The organism is Streptomyces sp. NRRL S-455 (genome assembly GCF_000717875.1).
Classification (GTDB): Bacteria; Actinomycetota; Actinomycetes; order Streptomycetales; family Streptomycetaceae; genus Streptomyces.
The window spans coordinates 796,586-820,143 of sequence record NZ_JOCT01000004.1 but is presented as its reverse complement, the minus strand read 5'-3'; the positions used below and the strand labels follow the sequence as shown (position 1 = coordinate 820,143).

Here is a 23,558-nt window from a genome sequence, read left to right as displayed (position 1 = left end):
CGCCCCGTCAGGGGCGCCCTTCGGGACCGAGTGCTGCCCGGATCCGGCTGAGCCACTCCGTGCCCAGCCGACGCCCGTCCGGGAACTGGTCGTATCGATCCCAGCGCCAGGTGGTGATCACCGCCAGCACGAGGATCCGGCACTCGCGCAGCAGGCCTTGATCGACGCCCGGGTAGTGCTCGCCGACTTCCTCGGGCGCGTGGGCGAGGTCGAACTCGACGGGTCCGCGGCAGCACGTCTCGAGGTCTATGAACAGCGGCCCGTTCTTCGTGGAGAGCACGTTGCCCGGGTGCGGCTCGCCGTGCAGCAACTGCTCGGCACCGCCGCGTTCGCCGATCAGTCGCCTCATGCTCCGCAGCGTGTCGCCGAGCAGCTCCCGGTCCGCGTCGGCGAGTGCCGGGGTGCGGTCGCGGTCGGCCACGAGGTGCTGTGCCTGCTCGATGCGGTCCGTGAAGTGCGGTGCCGGGACATCGAGCGTGCGCATGCCGGCATGCAGCCGCTCGAGCGCACGGGCGTAGTCGGCCGGTGAGACCTCTTGAGGTGTCACGGGCTCGTGGTAGGTCCACAGCGTGACCACGAAGCCGTCACGCTCATGGACGCGCGGCTCCACTCGGGGATCGAGAGCAGCCACCGGGCACCCGGATCCGGCGAGCCGCTGGGCGAGCTCGACCTCGAACCGCGCGACCTGGTCCGCTACGGGTGCCACCCGGGCCAGGACGTCACAGGGCAGCAGGCGCAGAGTGAGCTTGTTCGAGTTCTGAAGAACGATCGCGTCGTCGACGGTCAGGCCGAGTGATGACGCGGTCGACATGGCCACGGCCACCGCACGCCGGACCTCTGACGCCTGCACCGTCGCCCGGCCCCCTCCCCCTGAGCGCTGCCACCGCTCCCCGAGCGGTGCGACCCGCGCACCCTAGCAAGACCCACCGGGCCGGCCCACTACGCAGGAGTCACCGCGTGGCCGTAGCGGAGGAGGTTGGCCGGGTCGTAGGTGGCCTTGTCGTGGCGCAGTCGGGCGTAGACCTCCGGGGTCCAGGCGCGGGCTCGGTCCTGTTCGTCGCCCGGGGTGCCGTGAATGTTGACCATGGTGTGGCCGGTGCCGTAAGGGGCCATCGCGGTGTAGAGGCGGGTCGTCGCCTGTTCGACGGCTTCGGCCACCGGGGGTGCGGACAGGACGCCGACCGACTCCATGAAGTAGCGGGCGTCGCGTGCGCAGACGGCGTCCTCGACCGGGGCCGGGCGGGCCAACGTGCCGCCCATGTGGCGCAACGAGGCCACCAGCAGCGGGTAGTCGGCACCGGCTGTGGGGCCGACCTGTTCCAGGAACGCGCTGATGGCGTCGGAGGGCAGTTCGCGCAGGAGCAGGCAGCACTCGCGGGCCGGAAGCGGGTCCTGGGGTTCCATGTGGATGCGGTCCAGGGCCGTGTAGTCCATCTCCTCGACCAGGTCCACGGCTACGGGGGCGGCCTGGCGGAGCGGGGCGATCAGCGCCTCGCCCTCGGCCGGGCCGCCGGGCCAGGCGATCGCGACACGGGCCCAGAAGCCGCCGCGCAGGGGTTCCGGGATCTGGGGGATGGGCGGCAGGCGGAGCATCGAGAACATGCTGCACATCTCGTCGGGGACGGTGCGGGTCCAGTCCGTCCAGGCCCGCAGCAGGGCCTCCGCGTGTTCGCCATGGCAGTGGATTCCGCCGCCGTAGAGGCGGGGGACGGGGAGCAGTTCGGTGACGAGGGACGTGACGACGCCTACGTTGCCCTTGCCGCCGCGCAGGGCCCAGAACAGTTCCGGTTCCTGCTGGGAGTCCGTTTCGCGCAGGTGACCGTCCGGGGTGACGACCTGGAAGGAGCGGACCAGGTCGGCGGCGTAGCCGTAGGCACGGCCCAGGACGGGGAGTCCGCCGCCGAGGATGTAGCCGACGACGCCGGCGTCGGTGGAGGTGCCGCAGAGGCCGGAGAGGCCGTGGGGGGCGGCTGCGGCCAGGACGTCGCTCCACTTCGCGCCCGCGGCGACGGTGGCGGTGCGGGTGGTGGGGTCCGTCCGTACGTCCGTCATACGGGACGTGGTGATCAGGAGACCGTGCTCGATGGGGAAGTTGGCGCCGTGGCCGGTGGCCTGGACGGCCACGGGGGTGCCGGTGGCATTCGCCCAGCGCATGGCGGTGACGATGTCGTCCGGGCCGGTCGCCCCTATGACGATGTCCGGTGTGTGGAGGGCGGCGAGGTTGAAGCCCGTGACCTCGTCGGCGTAGGCGGGGTCCCCGGGGCGGAGGACCGGACCGTTGATCTCCGAGAGGGCGAAGAGGTCGGGGGTATGGGGGTGGGTGGTCATCGCGTCCTCCGTGTGGGGGGGTGGGTACGGAGGGACGGCGGCGGTGTCGTTCGGCCGTCGGGGTCCTTGTCCTTGGACCTTCAGGATGGACCCTGGGTGGGCGGGGGCGCACTGTGGGGCTGTGGCTGCGTGGTGCTCGGCGTCGGGGCCGGGGCGGGGCGTTGCGCAGCCCGGCGCGGCGGGGTGCCGCCGCGCCCACCCTCCCCGAGCTCTCGGCTTCTCCCGGCGTCCGACATCGCGTCGGCATCGGGGGGTTTTGGGCGGGCGTAGCGTAGGGGGCATGACGACGTACGGATCTTTTCCCGGTACGCGGCCGCGGCGTTTGCGGAGTAACCCCGTCATGCGTCGGATGGTCGCCGAGACCAGGCTGCACCCCGCCGACCTCATCCTTCCGGCCTTCGTGCGTGAGGGCGTCGACGAACCCGTGCCGATCGCCGCCATGCCGGGGGTCGTGCAGCACACCCGGGACAGCTTGAAGAAGGCCGCCGCGGAGGCGGTCGCGGCCGGTGTCTCCGGGATCATGCTGTTCGGCGTGCCGGAGGAGTCGAAGAAGGACGCGCTCGGGACGCCGGGGACCGATCCGGACGGGATCCTGCAGGTCGCCCTGCGGGACGTGCGGGCCGAGGTCGGTGACGAACTCCTCGTCATGTCCGATCTGTGCCTCGACGAGACCACCGACCACGGGCACTGCGGCGTGCTGGACGACCAGGGGCGGGTCGACAACGACGCGACCCTGGAGCGGTACGCCGAGATGGCCCAGGTGCAGGCCGATGCCGGGGCCCATGTGGTGGGCCCCAGCGGGATGATGGACGGGCAGGTCGGGGTCATCCGGGACGCCCTCGACCAGATCGGGCGGGAGGATGTCGCCATCCTCGCCTACACCGCGAAGTACGCCTCGGCCTTCTACGGCCCCTTCCGGGAGGCCGTCGCCTCGTCCCTGCAGGGGGACCGTAAGACGTACCAGCAGGATCCGGCGAACGTGCGGGAGTCCCTGCGGGAGCTCGCCCTCGATCTCGAGGAGGGCGCCGACATGGTGATGGTCAAGCCCGCCGGCCCCTACCTGGACATCCTCGCCCGGGTCGCCGACGCCGTGGACGTGCCCGTCGCCGCCTATCAGATCTCCGGTGAGTACTCGATGATCGAGGCCGCCGCCGAGAAGGGCTGGATCGACCGGGACCGCGCGATCATGGAGGCCCTGACCGGCATCCGGCGGGCCGGGGCCCGGAACATCCTCACCTACTGGGCCACCGAGGTGGCCCAGAAGCTGAACCGTCAGTAGGACCTCAGCAGGACATCAGCAGGACCTCAGTAGGAGAGGGCCTGGTCCATGTCCCGCAGCCAGTAGGTGACCGCCAGCGAGCTGTCGTAGTACACGCCCGCGGCGGGCAGCTTCGGGGTCGCCGAGGGGCCGCCGCTGCTGTTCGGCGTGCGGCCCTGGAAGCCGACCGTGAGCTGGTGGCTGGTCCTGCCGTGCTCGCCGCTGCCGTCGGCCGCCGACAGCACCACGCCCGCGTAGCCGGACTCGCCCGGCGCCAGGGTCGTCACGGCCTGCGGCTTCGAGTCCTCGATCGGCTGCGGGACCCACTGCATCTCGTCGAAACGGAGCACCGGGAAGTACGTCAGGTCGCAGTACTTCGAGCCGGTGTTCCTGACCGTGATCAGCATGTGGTTGAGGGGCCGGGGGACCGGCTGGGCCGTGACGGTGGTGTTGGAGCCGTTGCAGGAGACGCGGTTGGCCGGGTCGGCGGGGCCGGTGGGCTTGGCGGCTTTGGACTTCTGGCCCTTCGCGTTGGTGGCGGCCACTGAGGTTCCGTTCTTCGCGTTGGCGGCCGTCCCCGAGCTCTTGTCCTTGGCGCCGGTGGCCGCGGTGGTCGCGGTGGTCGCGGTGGCCGTGGGGGTCGCCTTCGCCGATGACGTCAGCTGGGGCTTCGCGGCACCCTCGTCCTTCGTGCTCGTGCCGTCCTGGCACGCCGTGAGGGCGAGGGTGGCCAGCAGGGCGACGGGGAGGGCGTGGAGCTTGCGCATGAGTGGGTTTCCTTTCGGACAAACGTCGTTGGCATACGGGCCCCAGCGAGCCGCGCCACCGGCGTGCCGGGAGCGGCGTGCTTGGATGACCTGAGCTTGTGCGGTGATCCGTCCCGGCCGCCACGGCCGGCGGACGATCAGGGACGCTGGAACGCCCGCACAGGACGTGACCAGGGGAAACGCCCCTCCCCTGGAACGGGGGAATGGGACGGTGGGGCGCACGGGGGATGGAGGAACGGGTGTCGGAAGGCACGGCCGCGGCTGACTTCGCCGCGCTGCTGGGGGAGTTGAAGGAGCGCTCCGGGCTGAGCTACGGGGTGCTCGCCAAGCGGCTCCACATGAGTACGTCGACGCTGCACCGGTACTGCAACGGGGACGCCGTACCGACCGATTACGCGCCGGTGGAGAGGCTCGCCCGGCTGTGCAAGGCGTCGCCCGAGGAGCTCGTCGAGTTGCATCGGCGGTGGGTGCTCGCGGATGCCGAGAGGGGGCGCAAGGGCGCTGTCGCTCCGGTGCCGGAGGTGGTGCGCGAGGTCGTGCCCGAGGTGGAGGCGGCTTCGGAGGAGGGTCGTTCGGAAGAACTTGAGGTGGGTGTTCCGGAGGGGGCCTCGGGCCACCGTCCGCGCCGGCCGCGGCGTACGCTGCTCGCCGGTGTCGCCGTCGCCGTGGTCCTGGGCGGGGTCGGCCTCGCCGTGGCCGTGCCCTCGGGCGGGGGCGACGAGGCCGGGCGTGGCGGTTCGGCGGCGGTGTCCGACGAAGGGCGTCTGCCGGACGGCGGAACGGCCGCCTCCGTGTTGCCGTCGGGCAGCCCCTCCTCCCGCACCGGCAAGGGCGAGAACAAGGACAGCGACAAGGACAAGGACGAGAGCGAGAGCGAGGGGAAGGACGCCCCCTCCAAAGCCCCCGCATCGTCCGCCCCTGCCGCCGGCACTGACACCGGCACCGGCACCGATCGCCCCCGCCGGGACACGACCGAGGCCTCCGGACCCGCCCCCCTCACCGTGAACACCAGCCCGCACGCCTGGGAAGGCCCCTGCTCCCAGCACTACCTGGTGAACCGGCCGCCGGGTCAGGTCGGGCCGCCGCCGCTGGAGCAGGACGCGCCCGCCTGGGTGGCGGCGATGGGGGCCGTTCCGTCCGGGGAGCAGTACCTGAAGCTCACCGTGCAGGGCACCGGCAAGGAGACGGTGGTGATCGACCGGCTGACGGTCCGTATGGCCGGCAAGCGGGCGCCCCTCGCATGGAACGACTACGCCATGGGCTACCCGGGTGTCGGCTGCGGCGGCGACGTCCCCGAGCGCTCCTTCACGGTCGCCCTCGATGCCGCGCGGCCCGCCGTCGTCCCCGAGGCCGGGCATCGCGACTTCCCGTTCAAGGTGAGTGAGTCCGACCCGGAGGTGTACTACATCCGGGCCGACGCGTCCGCGTACGACGTCAGCTGGTACCTGGAGCTGAGCTGGTCCAGCGGCAGCCGCGAGGGCACGCTGACCGTGGACGACCGGGGCCGGCCCTTCCGTACCAGCGGGAACAACGGGCGCCCGGCGTACGAGTTCCCGCTGGGCGGCGAGAAGTGGGTCGAGGCCGGGACCACCGACTGACTCAGCGGAACTCGCGCACCAGCTCGATCCTGCCGATGATGTGGGCGTTGAACTCGTCGAGCTCCTCGGCCGGGACCCACAGTTCGAGGATCGTCTCTCCGCCGGCCTGCTGGACCGGGTACCGGCGGAGGAAGTCGGACGCGACCTCGAAGCGGGTGACGAAGCCGGCGCCGTCGTGCTTGACGTTCCAGTCGCGCGCGATTCTCACGGCGTAGTCCTCGTTGAGAACCGGGTAGAAGATCGGCTGCTCGGGGAGCCGGGGCGGCCAGGCGCGCCAGTCGAGTTGCCGCACCAGGTCCAGTTCCTTGGGGCCGGTCGGGCGCCAGAGGGTCGTCGTCGCCGGCCGGTCGGTGCGCATGGGCACCATCAAATCACCTGAGGCGTTAGGTTGTTGACCGACGTGTGGTTGCCAATTGAACCACCTACCTCTCAGGAGACGTCCATGACCGCTGACGCCCTCAGCCAGGATCCTTCCGAGCTGCAGAGGAGGATCGACAGCAGCAAGGCGCACCCGGCCCGGGTCTACGACGTCTTCCTCGGCGGCAAGGACCACTACCCCGCCGACCGGGAAGCGGCCGCCGCAGCGCTCGCCGCCAACCCGCGCGGGTACCTCGACGTACGGCACAACCGCGACTTCCTGCGGCGCGCGGTCACCGGACTCGTGGAACAGGACGGGATCCGGCAGTTCCTCGACATCGGGACCGGGCTGCCGACCGCCGAGAACGTGCACCAGATCGCCCAGCGGATCGCGCCCACGTCACGGGTCGTGTACGTCGACAACGACCCGGTCGTGCTGGCGCACGCGCGGGCCCTGCTGACCAGCGGGCCCGAGGGGCGCACGGACTACATCGACGCCGATCTGCGGGAACCTGGCCGCATCCTCGAACAGGCCGCGAAGACACTGGACTTCGACCAGCCGGTCGCGCTGTGCATGGTCGCCGTCCTGCACTTCGTGGCGGACGACGAGGCGTATCCGCTGGTGCGCGAGCTGCTCGACGCGCTGCCCGTCGGCAGCCGGCTGGTGCTCAGTCACCTCACCGAGGACCTCAACCCGGAGAACATCCGGGCCGTCCAGCGGACCTACACGGAGCGGGGGTTCACCTTCGTGCTGCGGTCCCGGGCCGATGTCGAGCGGTTCTTCACGGAGAACCGGCTGGAGCTCGCCGACCCGGGCGTCGTCCCCGCGCACCGCTGGCGGCCCGACCACGCCGCGCCCGTCCCCGAGCAGCCGGACGCGTCCTTCCTCGCCGGGCTCGACGACATCGAGAAGGTGCGCTACCGCGACATCAACGACGTGACGGACGCGGACATCAACGTCTACGCCGCGATCGGCGCGAAGGGCTGAACACCCCTGCTCGTCCGGATCCCGGAAATCTTCTTGTAGATGGCACGTATTTCTCTAGGGTGCGGGTCACCAGCCTCACCGCAGCCGAAGGAGCCGTGTCATGACCGTCGCCGAGTCCGCGTCCGTCCGTTCCCCCGTACCACCCCTGGCCGCGCGGGCCCTGGGCGTCGGCGGCTCCCCCGTGCGGGACATCCTCGCCGTCACCGCCCGCCCCGAGGTGATCAACTTCGCGGGCGGGCTGCCGGCGCCGGAGCTGTTCGACACGGAAGGCATCACGGCCGCGTACCACGCCGTGCTCGCCGCCTCACCCGCGCGGGCGCTGCAGTACTCCATGACCGAGGGCGAGCCCCCGCTGCGGGCCGCGCTCGCCGCCCGCACCACCGCGCGTGGCCTGCCGACCGGCCCCGACGATCTGCTCGTCACCACCGGCTCCCAGCAGGCCCTCTCCCTCCTGGCCACCGCCCTGCTCGAACCCGGGGACACCGTCCTCGTGGAGAACCCCTGCTATCTGGCGGCGCTTCAGGCCTTCGGCTTCGCCGGAGCCAGGGTCCTGGCCGTGCCCGGCGACGACCACGGCGTCGACCCCGAGGCGCTGGAGGAACTCGTGGTGCGCGAGCGGCCCAAGCTGCTCTACACCGTGCCCACCTTCCAGAACCCCACCGGCCGCACACTGCCCGCCGGGCGGCGCGCCGCCGTGGCCGCGATCGCCGCCCGGCGCGGGCTGTGGATCGTCGAGGACGACCCCTACGGGGAACTCCGCTACGAGGGAGAACGCGTGCCCTGGATCGCCGCCCACCCCGGAGCCGAGGACCGGACGGTGCTGCTCGGCAGCTTCTCCAAGGTCATGGCGCCCGGACTGCGCCTGGGCTGGCTGCGCGCGCCCGGGGACCTGCGGCACGCCTGTGCCGTCGCCAAGCAGGCCGCCGACCTGCACACCCCGACCGTCAACCAGCTCGCCGCGGCCCGGTACCTGGCCGACAACGACCTGGACGCCCATGTCGCACGCGTCGCCGGCGTGTACCGCGAGCGTCGGGACGCCATGCTTGCCGGACTGCCCGGGGCGCTGCCCGAGGGATCGGTCTGGAACCGGCCCGAGGGCGGCATGTTCCTCTGGGCCCGCCTGCCGGAGCCGTACGACACGACGGCCCTGCTGCCGCGGGTCCTGCGGCAGAACGTGGCATACGTTCCCGGCGCCCCCTTCCACGCCGGCCCACCCGACCGCACGACCCTGCGGCTGTGCTTCGTGACGCAGACGCCGCAGGAGATCGGGGACGGGCTACGGAGGCTGGGGGAGGGGCTGCGGGCCTAAGCCCAGAGACGGAGCGGCAGTTCGTGCTGTGGACCGCCGACGGGTCGGCCGTGGGTGGCTACGGTGACGGCATGTCCGACTCCTCGCGATTCGACCTCGACGCGTACCTTCACCGGATCGGATGGGAGGGGGAGCGCCGGGCGGTCCCGGCGACCCTGCGCGGTGTGCACCTGGCGCACATGCGGGCCATCCCGTTCGAGAACCTGGACGCGCTGCGCCGTACGGCCCCCTCCCTCGACCCCGCCGACATCGGTGCCAAGCTGGTGCAGAGCCGGCGCGGCGGCTACTGCTACGAGCACAACACGCTGTTCGCCTGCGCCCTGGAGGCGCTGGGCTTCCGGGTGACGCGGCTGAACGCGCGGGTCGTCCTGGGCGCGGACAGCTTCGCGAGCCGGCCGCGCACCCACATGGCACTGCAGGTCGAGGTCCCCGGCGACCCCCGGCCGTACCTGGCGGACGTCGGCTTCGGGGCCGTCGGGGCGCTGCTTCAGCCGGTGCCGCTGGTGGCCGACGTCGTGTTCGACGGCGCCGGGCGGCGGCACCGCCTGGTGCACGCGCCGCACGACGGTCCGCTTCGGATGTGGGTGCTCGAGGCCCACGACCAGCACAAGGACGACTGGACCCCGCAGTACGCCTTCACCCTGGAGCCCTTCGAGAAGCCCGACTTCGACGTCATCAACTGGCACGTCGGCACGAATCCACGCTCACCGTTCACCCAGCGCCTCTACGTCCAGCACGTCGACGCCGACCGGCATCTGCTGCTCGACGGCCGGCTCCTCATCGAGACGCGAGCCGACGGCACGGTCACGGAGCGGGAGGTGACCGGTGAGGCGGAGGTACGGCGGCTGCTGGACGAGGAGTTCGGGATCAGCGCACCGGAAGGGATGACGCTGATCGCGGACAGCATCTGACCTACATGCTCCCTACGGTCGTGCCATGACTCCTTCCACGACTCCTTCCACGACTACTTCCACGGAGAAGAGGGAACTGTCACGGGCACTCGCGGAGCAGCGGGAACTGCTGCTGATCACCGTGCAAGGGCTCGACGACACACAGGCCGCGCGGCGTACGACGGTGAGCGAGCTGACCCTGGGCGGGATCGTGAGGCATCTCGCCCAGGGGGAGCGGACGTGGACACAGATCATGGTCAGGGGCGACGGTGAGCTGCCCGACGGCATGCTCGACATGGAGCAGTACCGCATGGGCGAGGGCGACACCCTCGCCGGGCTGCTGGAGCGGTACGCGCAGGCCGCGCGGGCGACCGAGGAGGCCGTGGCGGCACTCCCGGACCTGGACGTCAGGGTGCCCCTGCCGAGGACTCCGTGGTCTCCGCCGGAGCCCGAGTACTGGTCGGCACGGCAGATCCTGCTGCACATGATCAGGGAGACGGCCCAGCACGCCGGGCACGCGGACATCATCCGGGAGGCGCTGGACGGGGCGAACACCACGGCCCGCCGCTGAACCCGGCCGAGGGCGGCACTCCACGGGGGAGGTGCCGCCCTCGGCCTGTCAGCGCATGCCGGGCTCAGAGTCGCTCAGGCGTCCGAATCCCCAGCAGGCCCATGCCCCGGTGGAGCGTGCGGGCCGTGATGTCGCAGAGGAACAGGCGGTTCTCGATCTGCTCGGGCGTCTCGGCCTTCAGCACCGGGCACTTGTCGTAGAACGTCGTGTAGAGCGACGCCAGCTGGTACAGGTACGCCGCCAGCTTGTGCGGGGCGTACTCCGCCGCCGCCTCGGCGACCGTCGCCGCGAACGAGTCCACGTGCAGCCCCAGCGCGCGCTCCGCCTCGTGCAGCTCCAGCTCCGGGTGCGCGGCCGGGCGGGCCTCGCCGGCCTTGCGCAGGATGGACTGGATACGGGCGTAGGCGTACTGGAGGTAGACGGAGGTGTCGCCGTTCAGCGAGACCATCTGGTCCAGGTCGAACTTGTAGTCGCGGTTCGCCGACGTCGACAGGTCCGCGTACTTCACCGCGCCGACACCCACCTGGGTGCCCCGCTCGGCGATCTCCTCCTCGGAGAGGTCCTGGGCCTTCTCCCGGACCACCGCCGACGCGCGGTCGATCGCCTCGTCGAGGAGGTCGACCAGGCGGACCGTCTCGCCCTCACGGGTCTTGAACGGCTTGCCGTCCTTGCCGAGGACCGTCCCGAAGGCGAGCTGGACCGCGTGCACGTCCTCGTTCAGCCAGCCGGCGCGGCGGGCCGTCTCGAAGACCATCTTGAAGTGCAGCGACTGGCGGGCGTCGACGACGTAGAGGAGCGTGTTCGCCTTCAGGTTGAAGACGCGGTCGCGGATCGCCGACAGGTCGGTCGCCGCGTAGCCGTAGCCGCCGTCCGACTTCTGCACGATCAGCGGGACCGGGTTGCCGTCCGGGCCCTTGATGTCGTCGAAGAAGACGCACAGCGCGCCCTCGGAGCGGACCGCGACGCCCGACTCCTCCAGCAGGCGGCAGGTCTCCGCGAGCATGTCGTTGTAGCCGGACTCGCCGACGATGTCGGGGTCGCGGATCTCCATGTCCAGCTTCTCGAAGACGGAGAAGAAGTAGATCTTCGACTCGTCGACGAACTTCTGCCACATGGCGAGGGTCTGCGGGTCGCCCGCCTGGAGGTCGACCACCCGGCGCCGGGCGCGCGTCTTGAACTCCTCGTCGGCGTCGAAGAGCTTGCGGGCGGCCTTGTAGAGGCGGTCGAGATTCGACATCGCCTCTTCGCCGGAGGTCTCGTCGGCCTTGTGGTCCAGCTCGTGCGGGTGCTCCTCCAGGTACTGGATGAGCATGCCGAACTGGGTGCCCCAGTCGCCGATGTGGTGCCGCCGGACCACGTTCTCGCCGGTGAACTCCAGCAGCTGCGCCACCGAGTCGCCGATCACCGCGGAGCGCAGGTGACCCACGTGCATCTCCTTCGCCACGTTCGGCTGGGCGTAGTCGATGACCGTGGTGCCCGGCCGCTCGGCGTGCGGCACACCGAGGCGGCCGGTGTCGTCCGCGTAGCGCGCGGCGAGGTTCTGGGTGATCGCACGGTCGGTGACCGTGATGTTCAGGAAGCCGGGGCCGGAGACCTCGACCTCCTTGATCACCTCACCCGACTCGACCTGGGAGACGACCTGCGTCGCCAGCTCCCGCGGGTTCGCCTTCTCCTTCTTCGCGAGGGCCAGGATCCCGTTGGCCTGGAAGTCCGCCCGGTCGCTTCGTCGCAGCAGCGGGTCCGCGGAGCCGGCCTGCGGCACAGCCGCCGACAGGGCCGCCGCGAGGCGCTGGTGGACGGAGTCGCTGAGGGACGTGACCGAGGCCATAGGTAAGGGTGCCGTTCTCCTCGAGGGAATCGATAGACACGGCCAGTATTCCATGCGGGTAAAGCCGTTTTTCCGGGCGCAACCGGGTCTGGGACAATGTTGCGGTCAGCCGTGCGACCGTACCGGCTGCCCGATGGAGAAAGAAGGACGTGCCGATCGTGGCTCAGAGCACCGAGACCACCGACTGGGTCTCCCGTTTCGCGGATGAGGTCATCGAGGAGTCGGAGCGTCGGGCCCCGGGCAAACCCGTCGTCGTCGCGTCCGGGCTCTCACCGTCCGGGCCCATCCACCTCGGGAACCTCCGCGAGGTCATGACCCCGCACCTCGTCGCCGACGAGATCCGCCGCCGGGGGTACCAGGTGCGGCACCTGATCTCCTGGGACGACTACGACCGCTACCGCAAGGTGCCCGCCGGTATCGCGGGCGTCGACGAGTCCTGGGCCGAGCACATCGGCAAGCCGCTCACCTCCGTCCCGGCGCCGAAGGGCTCCTCGCACCCGAACTGGGCCGAGCACTTCAAGGCCGCGATGATCGAGTCGCTGGCCGAGCTGGGCGTGGAGTTCGACGGGATCAGCCAGACCGCGCAGTACACCTCCGGCGTGTACCGCGAGCAGATCCTGCACGCCATGAAGCACCGCGGCGACATCGACGCGATCCTCGCCCAGTACCGCACGAAGAAGGCCCCCGCCAAGAAGCAGCAGGGCCAGAAGCCGGTCGACGAGGCCGAGCTGGAAGCCGCCGAGGGCTCCGGCGCGGCCGGCGAGGACGACGGCAGCTCCGGCTCCGCCGGGTACTTCCCGTACAAGCCGTACTGCGGCAACTGCGAGAAGGACCTCACCACCGTCACGTCCTACGACGACGACTCCACCGAGCTGACGTACGCCTGCACCGCGTGCGGCTTCTCGGAGACGGTCCGGCTGAACGAGTTCAACCGCGGCAAGCTGGTCTGGAAGGTCGACTGGCCGATGCGGTGGGCGTACGAGGGTGTCGTGTTCGAGCCGAGCGGTGTCGACCACTCGTCCCCCGGGTCGTCGTTCCAGGTCGGCGGGCAGATCGTCGGGATCTTCGGCGGGAAGCAGCCGATCGGCCCGATGTACGCGTTCGTCGGCATCTCCGGCATGGCGAAGATGTCCTCGTCCCGTGGCGGGGTGCCCACGCCCGCCGACGCCCTGAAGATCATGGAGCCGCAGCTGCTGCGCTGGCTGTACGCCCGGCGCAGGCCCAACCAGTCCTTCAAGGTCGCCTTCGACCAGGAGATCCAGCGGCTCTACGACGAGTGGGACCGGCTGGACGCCAAGGTCGCCGACGGCAGCGCGCTGCCGGCCGACGTGGCCGCGTACTCCCGCGCCGTGCGTACGGCCGCGGGCGAGCTGCCGCGGACGGCCCGGCCGCTGCCGTACCGGACGCTGGCGTCCGTCGCGGACATCACCGCCGGGCACGAGGACCAGGCGCTGCGTATCCTCAGCGAACTGGACCCCGAGCAGCCGCTCACCTCGCTCGACGAGGCCCGGCCGCGCTACGACAAGGCCGAGGCCTGGATCAACACGCACGTACCCGCCGACCAGCGGACCATCGTGCGGGACGAGCCCGACGCCGAGCTGCTGAAGTCGCTCGACGAGCAGGGGCTCCAGTCGCTCCGGCTGCTGCTGGACGGGCTCGCCGAGCACTGGTCGCTGGACGGGCTGACGCACCTGGTGTACGGCGTGCCGAAGGTGCAGGCCGGGTTCTCCGCCGACGCGACGCCGAAGGAGCTGCCGCCGGAGATCAAGACGGCCCAGCGGTCCTTCTTCGCTCTGCTGTACCACCTGCTGGTGGGGCGGGACACCGGGCCGCGGCTGCCCACGCTGCTGCTCGCGGTGGGGCAGGAGCGGGTGCGGGCGCTGCTCGGGGAGTAGTCGCCGTCGGCAGGAAAAGGGGGCCCTCGTTCGAGGGCCCCCTTTTCCTGGTGCGGGTCAGGCGATGTGCTCTTCCGCCAGCTCTGCGTTGAGGCGGTTGGAGAAGCGATTCACCATGCGCTTGGACTCGGCCTCGTCCAGGGCGACGCCGTACGTCGCCTCGACGTCGGCGATGAAGCCGCGTGGGGTGGGCGCCCCGTTCCCGCTCTTTATCGACTCACGGAAGACTTGGTAGTACGCCTCCTCGTCCGGCTCGGGGGCCGGCGGAATGCCGCCGCCGTCGCCCAGTTCACGGGTGCGGTTGGGGCCGACCGGGATGGGGAAGCTGCCGGTGTCCTCCGGGGAGGGGGACTCCTGTGGCTGGTCGAGGTACTGCTCGGCCTGCTGCTCCTCGGCAATCCACTGGGCGTACCGCTCGGGGTCGTAGGCCGGGTCGTAGCCGCCCTGGTACTCCACCTCGCGCTGGGTGTTGAACCAAGGGCTCTGGTCTGGTTCCGGCTCGTGGTCTGGTCGCTCGGCGTTGTGGTTGCTCTCGAGCTGCGGGCGCTGCTCGCTGGGAGGTGCCGCCGCGCCGACCCGTGCCGCCCCAGCGGCGCGACTGTCCGCGGCGGGGTCCGCTTGCGGCGGTGGGGGAATCAGCGCGGGCTCTATGCCCGCCGCCGCCAGGCCGGCCGGGGCCGTCTGCGCCAAGGGGACGCCGTACTTGGCCAGCCGCAGCGGCATCAGCGACTCCACCGGCGCCTTCCTGCGCCACGCCCGGCCGAAGCGGCTGCGTAGCCGCGCCTGGTAGACGAGACGTTCCTGCTCCAGCTTGATGACCTGGTCGTAGGAGCGGAGTTCCCAGAGCTTCATGCGGCGCCAGAGGAGGAACGTCGGAACCGGGGAGAGCAGCCAGCGGGTGAGGCGGACGCCCTCCATGTGCTTGTCCGCCGTGATGTCCGCGATCCGGCCGATGGCGTGGCGGGCCGCCTCCACCGCGACCACGAACAGGATGGGGATGACCCCGTGCATGCCGACACCGAGCGGATCCGGCCAGGCCGCCGCGCCGTTGAAGGCGATCGTCGCCGCCGTCAGGAGCCAGGCGGTTTGCCGGAGGAGGGGGAAGGGGATCCTGATCCAGGTGAGGAGCAGATCCAGGGCCAGCAGGACGCAGATGCCCGCGTCGATGCCGATCGGGAAGACGTAGGAGAAGTTCCCGAAGCCCTTCTTCAGGGCCAACTCGCGGACCGCCGCGTACGAACCGGCGAAGCCGATACCGGCGATGATCACGGCTCCGGCCACGACCACGCCGATGAGAACGCGGTGCATCCGAGTCAGCTGCAGTGGCGCGGCCACCCGTCACTCCCCTCCTCTTGCGTGCTGTTGCGCGCAACAGGGTGGCACATATGTGCGGAGGGCAGGTGGCCGGATCCGGGCGGGAACGTTCAGCTCTTCGCCGCGGGCTCCTTGGACGCCGACTGCGAGGCGCCCTCCGAGGGATCGCCCGACGCGTCCTTGGACGGAGCCTTCGACGCGGACTTGGACGGGGACCCCGACGGGGCCTTGGACGGTTCGCCGCCGGCCTTGCCGCCCGCGCCGTTCGCCTCGGACACCGCAGCCACCGCCTCCTTGGCGGCCTTCTTCGCGTCCTTCATCAGGTCGTCGGCGCTCGGGGTCTTGTCGCCGGCCAGACCCGCGCCGTTGTAGTCGAGCGTGACGACGACGTTCTCCACGCGCGCCACGACCGTCTGCTGCTTGAAGGTGCCTTCCTTCTTCTTCAGGTCGTAGCGCACGGCCGTCGCCTGGTCGCCCGTCCCGGACACCGGCTCCGACTTGGAGCTCTTGGCGCCCTCCACGGCCTGGGCTTCCTGGACCTGCTTCGCGTAGAACTCCTGGGCCTGCTTGTCGGCCGGGCCGCGCGTCACGTCCGACTCGAAGCGCAGCATCGACACGTTCAGCCAGCGGAACTGCGAGCCCTTGACGCCGTTGTTGTCGAGGCTGTTCCAGGAGCAGCCGGCGCGAGTCGAGATGTCGTCCGACTTGCCCTCCTTGCCGGACTTGCTCTCCGGGACCAAGTCCTCGAGCGTCTTCTTCGAGAGCGCCTTGCAGGGCTCCGGAAGCTTGCCGTACGCCGCCGCCTGCACGGTCGGCGACGGGCTCGCGGACGCCGAGGCCGCCGCGTTGGCCGCCTTGTCCGTGCTCTCCCCGGAGCCGGAGTCCGAGGAGCAGCCGGCGGCGACCAGCATCACGGGGACGGCGGCCGCGCAGACAAGGACGCGGTTGAGGCGCTTCGCTCGCTGGTCTCGCTCTTCTCGCTGTGCTCGTCGCTGCATGGTTCCTTCACTCATGACGCTCGTGGTTCCTGCGGTCGGAACGGGGTCCGAGTGGTCACCGTACGCGGTGAGGCAGCGGTGTGTTCTTCCTTCGGGTGCTTTGCGGGGTTGGGTGAAGGGGGCGTGAAGGGGGCTCAGTCGCCCAGCGAATCCGCCAGCAGGGAGGCCAGTTTCTGGGCCCTGTCCTGCAATTCCTTGCTGTCCGGGATGACACCGACGGTCGTCGGCTGCTCCGCGTACTCGATCGTCACGATGACGTTGGACGTGCGGAACGCCACAGTCACCGTCCGCTGCTTGGCGGTCGAACCGGAGCTGCTCAGCTCGTCGTCGAGGAAGGCCTCGTCACCGAGCTCCTCCAGGACACGGGGCTGGAGTTCGGTCGGCGTGGCGGACGTGGACGGTGAGGGTGACCCGGTGCCGGAGGAGACCGCCGCGGGGGAGCCGCTCGGGGCGGCGGAGGAACCGCCGGCCGGGGTGCTGCCGGCCGCGGGGGACTCGGAGACGGCGGACTCGGTGGCGGCGGACTCGGTGGCGGTCGGCTCGGGGAGGTGGGCTGCCGCCTCCTTCTCCGCGAAGAGCTGCTCGGCCTGGCGGTCGTCGCCGGCCGTGCCGTCGTAGGAGACGACCCGTTCGAAGTCGACGAGCAGATGGTCGGTGGCCTGCTGTCCGTCGACCTTCCACTGGCAGCCGACCTTGCGGTCGGTGTCGAACGTGACCGTCGCCTCGCCCTCGTACGCCTTCTCGCGCTGTTCCGCGTCGCTGATCTGCCGGATGCCGGGCAGGAGTTCGTCGAGCGTGCCGTGGCCGACCGCGGTGCAGGGCTCGGGGAGCGTGCGGTAGCGGCCGGGCTCGGCGGCGGCCGAAGCCGTGCCCGTGTCGCCCGGGTTGGAGTCGTCCGTCGGGCCGCCGTCGTCCGAACTGCTGGTGCAGCCGGCCAGCAGGACGGCGAGGAGCGCGGCGATACCGGGTGCGTACGCCTTCCGTTGCACGTGGAGGCTCCTCTCGGCACGGATATTGGCTTGCCGCCGCGGGGCGGCCGATGAACACAATGTGTATCGCACGCACTGCCGTGGACGCCGGTCCGGATTCCCTTTCGTCGACCTTGGCTCCGGTATTTGCTCTTGAAGACTTCTGTTCGACTTACGGGGGATTGAGGACGCTATGTCGTATGTAGAGATGCCCGGTGCCAAGGTGCCGATCCGGATGTGGACCGACCCGGCCACGGTCGAGGACTCCGCACTGCAGCAGCTCCGGAACGTCGCCACCCTGCCCTGGATCAAGGGCCTGGCCGTCATGCCCGACGTGCACTACGGCAAGGGCGCGACGGTCGGCTCGGTCATCGCCATGCAGGGCGCGGTGTGCCCGGCGGCGGTGGGGGTCGACATCGGCTGCGGCATGTCGGCGGTGAAGACGTCCCTGACGGCGAACGACCTGCCCGGGGATCTGTCCCGGCTGCGGTCGAGGATCGAGCAGGTGATTCCGGTGGGGCGGGGGATGCATGACGATCCCGTCGACCCGGGGCGGCTGCACGGGTTCGGTACGGCCGGGTGGGACGACTTCTGGGGGCGGTTCGACGGGGTCGCGGAGGCGGTCAAATTCCGCGCGGAACGCGCCACAAAGCAGATGGGAACGCTAGGCGGAGGAAATCATTTTGTCGAGGTCTGTACTGATTCGACTGATTCTGTCTGGCTGATGCTCCACTCCGGCTCTCGGAACATCGGTAAGGAGCTGGCCGAGCACCACATCGGCATCGCCCAGAAACTCCCGCACAACCAGGGCCTGGTCGACCGCGACCTGGCCGTCTTCGTCGCGGACACCCCGCAGATGGCGGCCTACCGGAACGACCTGTTCTGGGCGCAGGAGTACGCGAAGTACAACCGCACGATCATGATGGCGCTCCTGAAGGACGTGATCCGCAAGGAGTTCAAGAAGGCGAAGCCCACCTTCGAGCCGGAGATCAGCGCGCACCACAACTACGTGGCCGAGGAGCGCTACGACGGGATGGACCTGCTCGTGACCCGCAAGGGCGCGATCCGGGCCGGCTCCGGCGAGTACGGGATCATCCCGGGTTCCATGGGCACGGGTTCGTACATCGTGAAGGGCCTCGGCAACGACAAGTCCTTCAACTCGGCCTCGCACGGCGCGGGCCGGCGCATGAGCCGCAACGCGGCCAAGCGCCGGTTCTCGACGAAGGACCTGGAGGAGCAGACCCGGGGCGTGGAGTGCCGCAAGGACTCCGGTGTCGTGGACGAGATCCCGGGCGCCTACAAGCCGATCGAGCAGGTCATCGACCAGCAGCGGGACCTGGTGGAGGTCGTGGCGAAGCTCAAGCAGGTCGTGTGCGTGAAGGGCTGACCCGTCACAGGTCCCTGTGGACCTTGGTGTTGGAGGCCTGGGCGCGGGGCCGGAGCATCAGCAGGTCGACGTTGACGTGGCTGGGGCGGGTCACCGCCCAGGTGATCGTCTCGGCCACGTCGTCCGCCGTGAGGGGCTCGGCGACGCCCTCGTAGACCTTCTCCGCCTTCTCCCTGTCGCCGGAGAAGCGGGTCAGGGCGAACTCGTCCGTCTTGACCATGCCGGGGGCGATCTCGATGACGCGGACCGGCTGGCCGACGATCTCCAGGCGCAGGGTCTCGGCCAGGACGTGGGCGCCGTGCTTGGCGGCGACATAGCCGGCGCCGCCCTCGTAGGTGCCGTGGCCGGCCGTGGAGGAGACGACCACGACGGTGCCGTCGCCGCCGGCGATCAGCTTGGGCAGGAGTGCCTGGGTGAGGTTGAGCGTGCCGATGACGTTCGTCTCGTACATCTGCCGCCAGTCGGCCGGGTCGCCGGTGGCGACGGGGTCGGCGCCGAGTGCGCCGCCCGCGTTGTTGACGAGGACGCCTATGGTCCGGAACGCCGTGGCGAACTCGTCGACCGCCGTGCGGTCCGTGACGTCGAGGGCGTAGGCCGTGGCCTGGTGGCCCGCCGCGTTGATCTCCTCCGCGAGTGCCTCGATACGGTCCTTGCGGCGGGCGGTGAGGACGACGCGGTAGCCCGCGGCGGCGAGTTGCCGGGCCGTGGCGGCGCCGATCCCGCTGCTCGCACCGGTGACGACGGCGATGCGGGAGGCTGCGGACGGGGCGGCGGTGGCCATGGGAGCTCCTCGGGCGTGGTCTGCGGGGCCGGCTTCGGGTACGGCTTCCGGTACGGGGCTTCCGGTGCAGGGCTTCCGGCCAGGATAGGCGGGCCCCGCGGTGGGAGAATGGGGGCGGGTGATCCCCTGTTTCCTGCGGAGGTGGATCATGGGCGAGGCACGTGAGGTCATGGACCGGCTCACGGACGCGGTCACCACACACGCCGATCTGAAGGTCATCGGCGAGCTGTACGCCGAGGACGCGGTCGCCTTCACCGCTGACGAGGGCGAGCTGCACGGGCGTGACGCCATCGTCGAGTACTGGCGGACGATGACGGAGGCGGTTCCCGAGGCGACGTTCCGGGCGTTGCACTCGTACGAGGTCGGTGACACGGCCATCGACGAGGGGATCTTCAGCGGGCGGAACACCGGGCCGCTGGAGCTGCCCAACGGTGAGACGCTTCCCCCGACGCAGAAGGAGGTCGCGATCCGCGGGGTGGACATCGCCACCGTGAAGGACGGGCGGATCGTCGACTACCGGCTGTACTTCGACGAGATGGACTTCCTGGGGCAGTTGGGGCTGCTGTCGCCTGACGAGCCGTTCTGAGATCTGCCTCGGGCCCGGCTCAGTCTCCTCGCGGGGCGTACATGATGACCGCCATGCCCGCGAGACAGACCAGTGCGCCCGTGATGTCCCAGCGGTCCGGGCGGTAGCCGTCCGCGATCACGCCCCACAGGATCGAGCCGGCGACGAAGATCCCGCCGTACGCGGCGAGCACGCGTCCGAAGTGGGCGTCGGGCTGGAAGGTCGCGACGAAGCCGTACGCGCCGAGGGCGAGGACGCCGCCGGTGGCCCAGAGCCAGCCCTTGTTCTCCCGTACTCCCTGCCAGACGAGCCACGCGCCGCCGATCTCGAGCAGGGCGGCGAGGACGAAGAGGGCGGCGGAGCGGAAGATCTGCATGCGGGCAGACTCGCACACCCGGATGTATGGTTGAAGTGTAAACAAACTGGAGGGTGAGTCAGCATGCAGTTCGGGATCTTCAGCGTCGGCGACGTCACGCCCGACCCGACCACCGGCCGGACACCTACCGAGCGCGAGCGGATCAAGGCCATGGTCGCCATCGCGCTGAGGGCCGAGGAGGCCGGGCTCGACGTCTTCGCCACCGGTGAGCACCACAACCCGCCGTTCGTGCCGTCGTCCCCGACCACGATGCTCGGCTACGTCGCCGCCCGCACCGAACGGCTGATCCTCTCCACGGCCACCACCCTCATCACCACCAACGACCCCGTGAAGATCGCCGAGGACTTCGCGATGCTCCAGCACCTGGCCGACGGCCGGGTGGATCTCATGCTGGGCCGCGGCAACACCGCCCCCGTCTACCCCTGGTTCGGGCAGGACATCCGGCAGGGCATCCCGCTCGCGATCGAGAACTACGCCCTCCTGCACCGCCTGTGGCGCGAGGAGGGCGTCGACTGGGAGGGGAAGTTCCGTACGCCCCTGCAGGGCTTCACCGCGACCCCCCGCCCGCTGGACGGCGTGCCGCCGTTCGTCTGGCACGGGTCGATCCGCTCGCCGGAGATCGCCGAGCAGGCCGCGTACTACGGCGACGGCTTCTTCCACAACAACATCTTCTGGCCGGCCGACCACACCAAGCGCATGGTCGAGCTGTACCGGACGCGGTACGCGCACTACGGACACGGCACCCCCGAGCAGGCGATCGTCGGGCTGGGCGGCCATGTGTTCATGCGCCGGAACTCGCAGGACGCCGTGCGCGAGTTCCGGCCCTACTTCGACGTCGCCCCGGTGTACGGGCACGGACCGTCGCTGGAGGACTTCATGGACCAGACCCCGCTGACCGTCGGCTCCCCGCAGCAGGTCATCGAGAAGACGCTGGCCTTCCGCGAGTACGCCGGTGACTACCAGCGCCAGCTGTTCCTGGTCGACCACGCCGGGCTGCCCCTGAAGACCGTGCTGGAGCAGATCGACATCCTCGGTGAGGAGGTCGTACCGGTGCTGCGCAAGGAGTTCGCCGTCGGCCGCCCGGCGGAGGTGCCGGACGCGCCGACCCACGCGGCCCGGCTCGCCCGGCAGTGACCGACCCCCTGGTGAGAGACCAGTAAGAAGGACGCCCCGGCGCAGCTCGCCAGGGTCGGGGGACCCGGCGGCTTGGCACACTGGACGCGTGCCCCACACCGTGCTGCTCGCCGAAGACGACCGCGCCATCCGCAACGCCCTGGAGCGCGCCCTGACCCTGGAGGGCTACCAGGTCATGGCGGTCGCCGACGGTGTCGAGGCACTGGCGCAGGCCCACCGCAACCGTCCGGACGTCCTCGTCCTGGACGTGATGATGCCCGGCATCGACGGGCTCCAGGTGTGCCGGGTGCTGCGCGCCGAGGGCGACCGGACACCGGTCCTGATGCTCACGGCCCTCGTGGAGACCGCCGACCGGATCGCCGGCCTGGACGCGGGCGCCGACGACTACGTCGTGAAGCCCTTCGACGTCGAGGAGGTCTTCGCCCGGCTGCGTGCCCTGCTGCGCCGCACCAGCCCCGTGGGCGTCGGGACCACCCCGGCGGCCGAGGCACCCAAGCCGGTCCCCGAGCGGTTTCTCGACGCCGCCGGGATCCGCATGGACCCGCAGGCGCGCCGGGCCTGGCGCGGCCCCCGCGAGCTGGAACTGACCCGCACCGAGTTCGAGCTGCTGGAGCTGCTGCTCCGCAACGCCGGCATCGTCCTCGACCACTCCACGATCTACGACCGCATCTGGGGCTACGACTTCGGCCCCGGGTCGAAGAACCTCGCCGTCTACGTCGGCTACCTGCGCCGCAAGCTGGACGAGCCGGGCGCGCCCCCGCTGATCCACACGGTGCGCGGCGTGGGTTACGTGCTGCGGGAGGACTGAGTGGGCCGCCTCCGCCGGCGCCTGAGCGGACGGCGGCCCAAGCTGGTCTCGCTGCGTACGACGTTCGCCGTGTCGTTCGCGGCGGTGACGGCGGCCGTGACGATCCTGGTCGGCATCCTGTCCTACAGCGCGGCGGCCCGGCTGGTGCGGGTGGACCAGCAGACCGTGTTCGACGAGGTCGTGCAGGACCTGCGGGACGAGGTGCGGGAGAACCGCATGACGCCCGGCGACTTCTCCTCCGCCGCGCCCGGTCACGACCTGGTGCGGCCCGCCCGGACCGATGTGCAGGTGCTCGGCCCGGACGGCCGCATCGTCGATCCGGGCAGTCCGGGGCTGCCGGTCGTCGGCGTCGACGTGCGGATCGCGGCCGCGACGGTGTCCGGACGGGTGGCCGAGCACAAGGACGTCGACGTGGGCGACGACGTCTACCGGGTCGCGACCGTCTCCCTGGGCGGCGGCCGGGGCGCGGTGCAGGTCGCGCAGGAGTTCAGCGACGTGGAGGACCTGCTGCGGGCGCTGCAGCAGCGGACGCTGGTGCTGATGGCGGCGGTCGTGGTCGCCGCCGGACTGTTCGGCTGGTGGCTGGCCCGGCGGATCACGCGCCGGCTGGTCGTTCTCACCGACGCCGCCGAGGATGTCGCCCGCACCCGCCGGCTCGGCATCCAGGTGCCCGTCGCGGGGCACGACGAGGTGGGCCGGCTGGGCCGCGCCTTCGACCGCATGCTGGGCCGGCTCGCGCAGTCCGAGGAGGACCAGCGCCGTCTGGTCCAGGACGCGGGCCACGAGCTTCGTACGCCGCTGACGTCGCTGCGTACGAACATCTCCCTGCTCCGCCGGATCGACGAGCTGCCGCCGAAGACCCGCGAGGAACTGGTCGCCGACCTGGGGCAGGAGGCCCGTGAGCTGACCGACCTGGTCAACGAGCTCGTCGATCTCGCGGCCGGGCAGTCCGACACCGAGCCGCCGCGCCGGGTGGACGTCGCCGACCTCGCGGAGGAGGTGGCGGGTCATGCCCGGCGTCGCAGCGGGCGGCGGATCGTGCTCCGCGCGAGCGGCGACACCACGACCGACGGGCGGCCCGGGATGCTGACCCGGGCGCTGTCCAACCTCGTCGAGAACGCGGTGAAGTTCGACCAGGGCGGCACGGCCCCCATCGAGCTGGTCGTCGCGGGGCCCGCCCGCCCCGGCACGATCCGCGTCGAGGTCCTCGACCGCGGCCCCGGCATCACCGACAACGACCTCGCCCGCGTCTTCGACCGCTTCTACCGAGCCGCCGACGCCCGCTCCCTGCCGGGCTCCGGGCTCGGCCTGTCCATCGTCCGCGAGGTGGCACTGGCGCACGGGGGAGCACCGTTCGCGTTCCGCCGGGACGGGGGCGGGACGGTCATCGGTTTCACGGTGGGCGGGGGCATCGCCGGCGACGACCGCTGAGCGCCGG

Annotated in this window: 22 protein-coding genes; 12 read left to right on the top strand and 10 right to left on the bottom strand. The window is 70.8% G+C overall.

The annotated features are described in order from the left end of the window. Positions 1-7: 7 nt before the first annotated feature. Together IE97_RS0109475 and IE97_RS0109470 are read right to left on the bottom strand one after the other, a co-directional pair. The gene (locus tag IE97_RS0109475) at positions 8-850 is read right to left on the bottom strand and encodes a phosphotransferase enzyme family protein (RefSeq protein ID WP_030234697.1); all 843 of its coding nucleotides are present in this window, start codon (positions 848-850) and stop codon (positions 8-10) included. Positions 851-939: 89 nt separating this feature from the next. Continuing rightward, positions 940-2,328, bottom strand: a complete 1,389-nt coding sequence (locus IE97_RS0109470) for an FAD-binding oxidoreductase (RefSeq protein ID WP_030234693.1) — start codon at positions 2,326-2,328, stop codon at positions 940-942. 280 nt (positions 2,329-2,608) lie between these two features. Between IE97_RS0109470 and hemB the strand changes: the two genes are divergently transcribed. After that, positions 2,609-3,607, top strand: a complete 999-nt coding sequence (hemB, locus tag IE97_RS0109465) for a porphobilinogen synthase (RefSeq protein WP_030234690.1) — start codon at positions 2,609-2,611, stop codon at positions 3,605-3,607. Positions 3,608-3,633: 26 nt separating this feature from the next. Here the strand turns inward: hemB and IE97_RS0109460 are convergent, their stop codons facing one another. After that, the gene (locus IE97_RS0109460) at positions 3,634-4,353 is read right to left on the bottom strand and encodes a DUF4232 domain-containing protein (RefSeq protein ID WP_030234686.1); all 720 of its coding nucleotides are present in this window, start codon (positions 4,351-4,353) and stop codon (positions 3,634-3,636) included. A 239-nt stretch (positions 4,354-4,592) separates the two neighbouring features. On the opposite strand from IE97_RS0109460, the gene IE97_RS0109455 reads away from it, so the two are divergent. Beyond that, a complete protein-coding gene (locus IE97_RS0109455; RefSeq protein WP_030234683.1) occupies positions 4,593-5,951 on the top strand; it encodes a helix-turn-helix domain-containing protein in 1,359 nt (452 codons plus the stop codon). A gap of 1 nt (position 5,952) precedes the next feature. Here IE97_RS0109455 and IE97_RS0109450 read toward each other — a convergent pair whose 3' ends face one another. Then, positions 5,953-6,309 (bottom strand): hypothetical protein, encoded by a 357-nt coding sequence (locus IE97_RS0109450; RefSeq protein WP_030234678.1) that lies wholly within the window; start codon positions 6,307-6,309, stop codon positions 5,953-5,955. An 84-nt stretch (positions 6,310-6,393) separates the two neighbouring features. On the opposite strand from IE97_RS0109450, the gene IE97_RS0109445 reads away from it, so the two are divergent. The 4 genes from IE97_RS0109445 (at position 6,394) to IE97_RS0109430 (ending at position 10,066) form a co-directional block, all read left to right on the top strand. Then, positions 6,394-7,296, top strand: a complete 903-nt coding sequence (locus tag IE97_RS0109445) for an SAM-dependent methyltransferase (protein WP_030234675.1) — start codon at positions 6,394-6,396, stop codon at positions 7,294-7,296. A gap of 100 nt (positions 7,297-7,396) precedes the next feature. Beyond that, entirely contained in the window at positions 7,397-8,605 is a 1,209-nt protein-coding gene (locus IE97_RS0109440) for a PLP-dependent aminotransferase family protein (protein WP_030234670.1), read from the top strand. A gap of 71 nt (positions 8,606-8,676) precedes the next feature. Next, positions 8,677-9,516: an arylamine N-acetyltransferase family protein gene (locus IE97_RS0109435; protein ID WP_030234666.1), complete on the top strand. Its 840-nt coding sequence runs from the start codon at positions 8,677-8,679 to the stop codon at positions 9,514-9,516. Between the two features lie 25 nt (positions 9,517-9,541). Next, complete coding sequence (locus IE97_RS0109430) at positions 9,542-10,066, top strand: DinB family protein (protein WP_030234663.1); 525 nt, start codon at positions 9,542-9,544, stop codon at positions 10,064-10,066. Positions 10,067-10,130: 64 nt separating this feature from the next. Here IE97_RS0109430 and argS read toward each other — a convergent pair whose 3' ends face one another. Then, positions 10,131-11,894, bottom strand: coding sequence for an arginine--tRNA ligase (gene argS, locus IE97_RS0109425; RefSeq protein ID WP_030234659.1), 1,764 nt, complete (start codon positions 11,892-11,894; stop codon positions 10,131-10,133). A 149-nt stretch (positions 11,895-12,043) separates the two neighbouring features. Here argS and lysS point away from each other — a divergent pair, with 149 nt between their 5' ends. Continuing rightward, positions 12,044-13,789 carry a lysine--tRNA ligase gene (gene lysS, locus IE97_RS0109420; protein WP_030234655.1) on the top strand — a complete coding sequence of 582 codons (1,746 nt, stop codon included), beginning with the start codon at positions 12,044-12,046 and terminating at the stop codon, positions 13,787-13,789. 57 nt (positions 13,790-13,846) lie between these two features. Here the strand turns inward: lysS and IE97_RS0109415 are convergent, their stop codons facing one another. The 3 genes from IE97_RS0109415 to IE97_RS0109405 form a co-directional block, all read right to left on the bottom strand. Continuing rightward, on the bottom strand, positions 13,847-15,124 hold the full coding sequence (locus IE97_RS0109415; RefSeq protein ID WP_030234649.1) for a DUF2637 domain-containing protein: 1,278 nt from the start codon (positions 15,122-15,124) through the stop codon (positions 13,847-13,849). A gap of 89 nt (positions 15,125-15,213) precedes the next feature. Beyond that, entirely contained in the window at positions 15,214-16,116 is a 903-nt protein-coding gene (locus IE97_RS0109410) for a DUF3558 family protein (RefSeq protein WP_030234645.1), read from the bottom strand. Positions 16,117-16,235: 119 nt separating this feature from the next. Beyond that, a complete protein-coding gene (locus tag IE97_RS0109405; RefSeq protein ID WP_030234641.1) occupies positions 16,236-17,090 on the bottom strand; it encodes a hypothetical protein in 855 nt (284 codons plus the stop codon). Positions 17,091-17,262: 172 nt separating this feature from the next. On the opposite strand from IE97_RS0109405, the gene IE97_RS0109400 reads away from it, so the two are divergent. Continuing rightward, positions 17,263-18,456 carry an RtcB family protein gene (locus IE97_RS0109400; protein WP_030234636.1) on the top strand — a complete coding sequence of 398 codons (1,194 nt, stop codon included), beginning with the start codon at positions 17,263-17,265 and terminating at the stop codon, positions 18,454-18,456. A gap of 4 nt (positions 18,457-18,460) precedes the next feature. Here the strand turns inward: IE97_RS0109400 and IE97_RS0109395 are convergent, their stop codons facing one another. Further along, positions 18,461-19,237 carry an SDR family NAD(P)-dependent oxidoreductase gene (locus tag IE97_RS0109395; protein ID WP_030234623.1) on the bottom strand — a complete coding sequence of 259 codons (777 nt, stop codon included), beginning with the start codon at positions 19,235-19,237 and terminating at the stop codon, positions 18,461-18,463. Between the two features lie 148 nt (positions 19,238-19,385). Here IE97_RS0109395 and IE97_RS0109390 point away from each other — a divergent pair, with 148 nt between their 5' ends. Further along, complete coding sequence (locus IE97_RS0109390) at positions 19,386-19,823, top strand: ester cyclase (protein ID WP_030234620.1); 438 nt, start codon at positions 19,386-19,388, stop codon at positions 19,821-19,823. 19 nt (positions 19,824-19,842) lie between these two features. Here the strand turns inward: IE97_RS0109390 and IE97_RS0109385 are convergent, their stop codons facing one another. Continuing rightward, the gene (locus IE97_RS0109385) at positions 19,843-20,178 is read right to left on the bottom strand and encodes a YnfA family protein (protein ID WP_030234618.1); all 336 of its coding nucleotides are present in this window, start codon (positions 20,176-20,178) and stop codon (positions 19,843-19,845) included. Between the two features lie 63 nt (positions 20,179-20,241). Here IE97_RS0109385 and IE97_RS0109380 point away from each other — a divergent pair, with 63 nt between their 5' ends. The 3 genes from IE97_RS0109380 (at position 20,242) to IE97_RS0109370 (ending at position 23,551) form a co-directional block, all read left to right on the top strand. Next, entirely contained in the window at positions 20,242-21,312 is a 1,071-nt protein-coding gene (locus tag IE97_RS0109380; RefSeq protein WP_030234615.1) for an LLM class flavin-dependent oxidoreductase, read from the top strand. A gap of 88 nt (positions 21,313-21,400) precedes the next feature. Next, on the top strand, positions 21,401-22,120 hold the full coding sequence (locus IE97_RS0109375; protein WP_030234611.1) for a response regulator transcription factor: 720 nt from the start codon (positions 21,401-21,403) through the stop codon (positions 22,118-22,120). Continuing rightward, complete coding sequence (locus tag IE97_RS0109370; protein ID WP_030234608.1) at positions 22,121-23,551, top strand: HAMP domain-containing sensor histidine kinase; 1,431 nt, start codon at positions 22,121-22,123, stop codon at positions 23,549-23,551. Positions 23,552-23,558 lie beyond the last annotated feature (7 nt).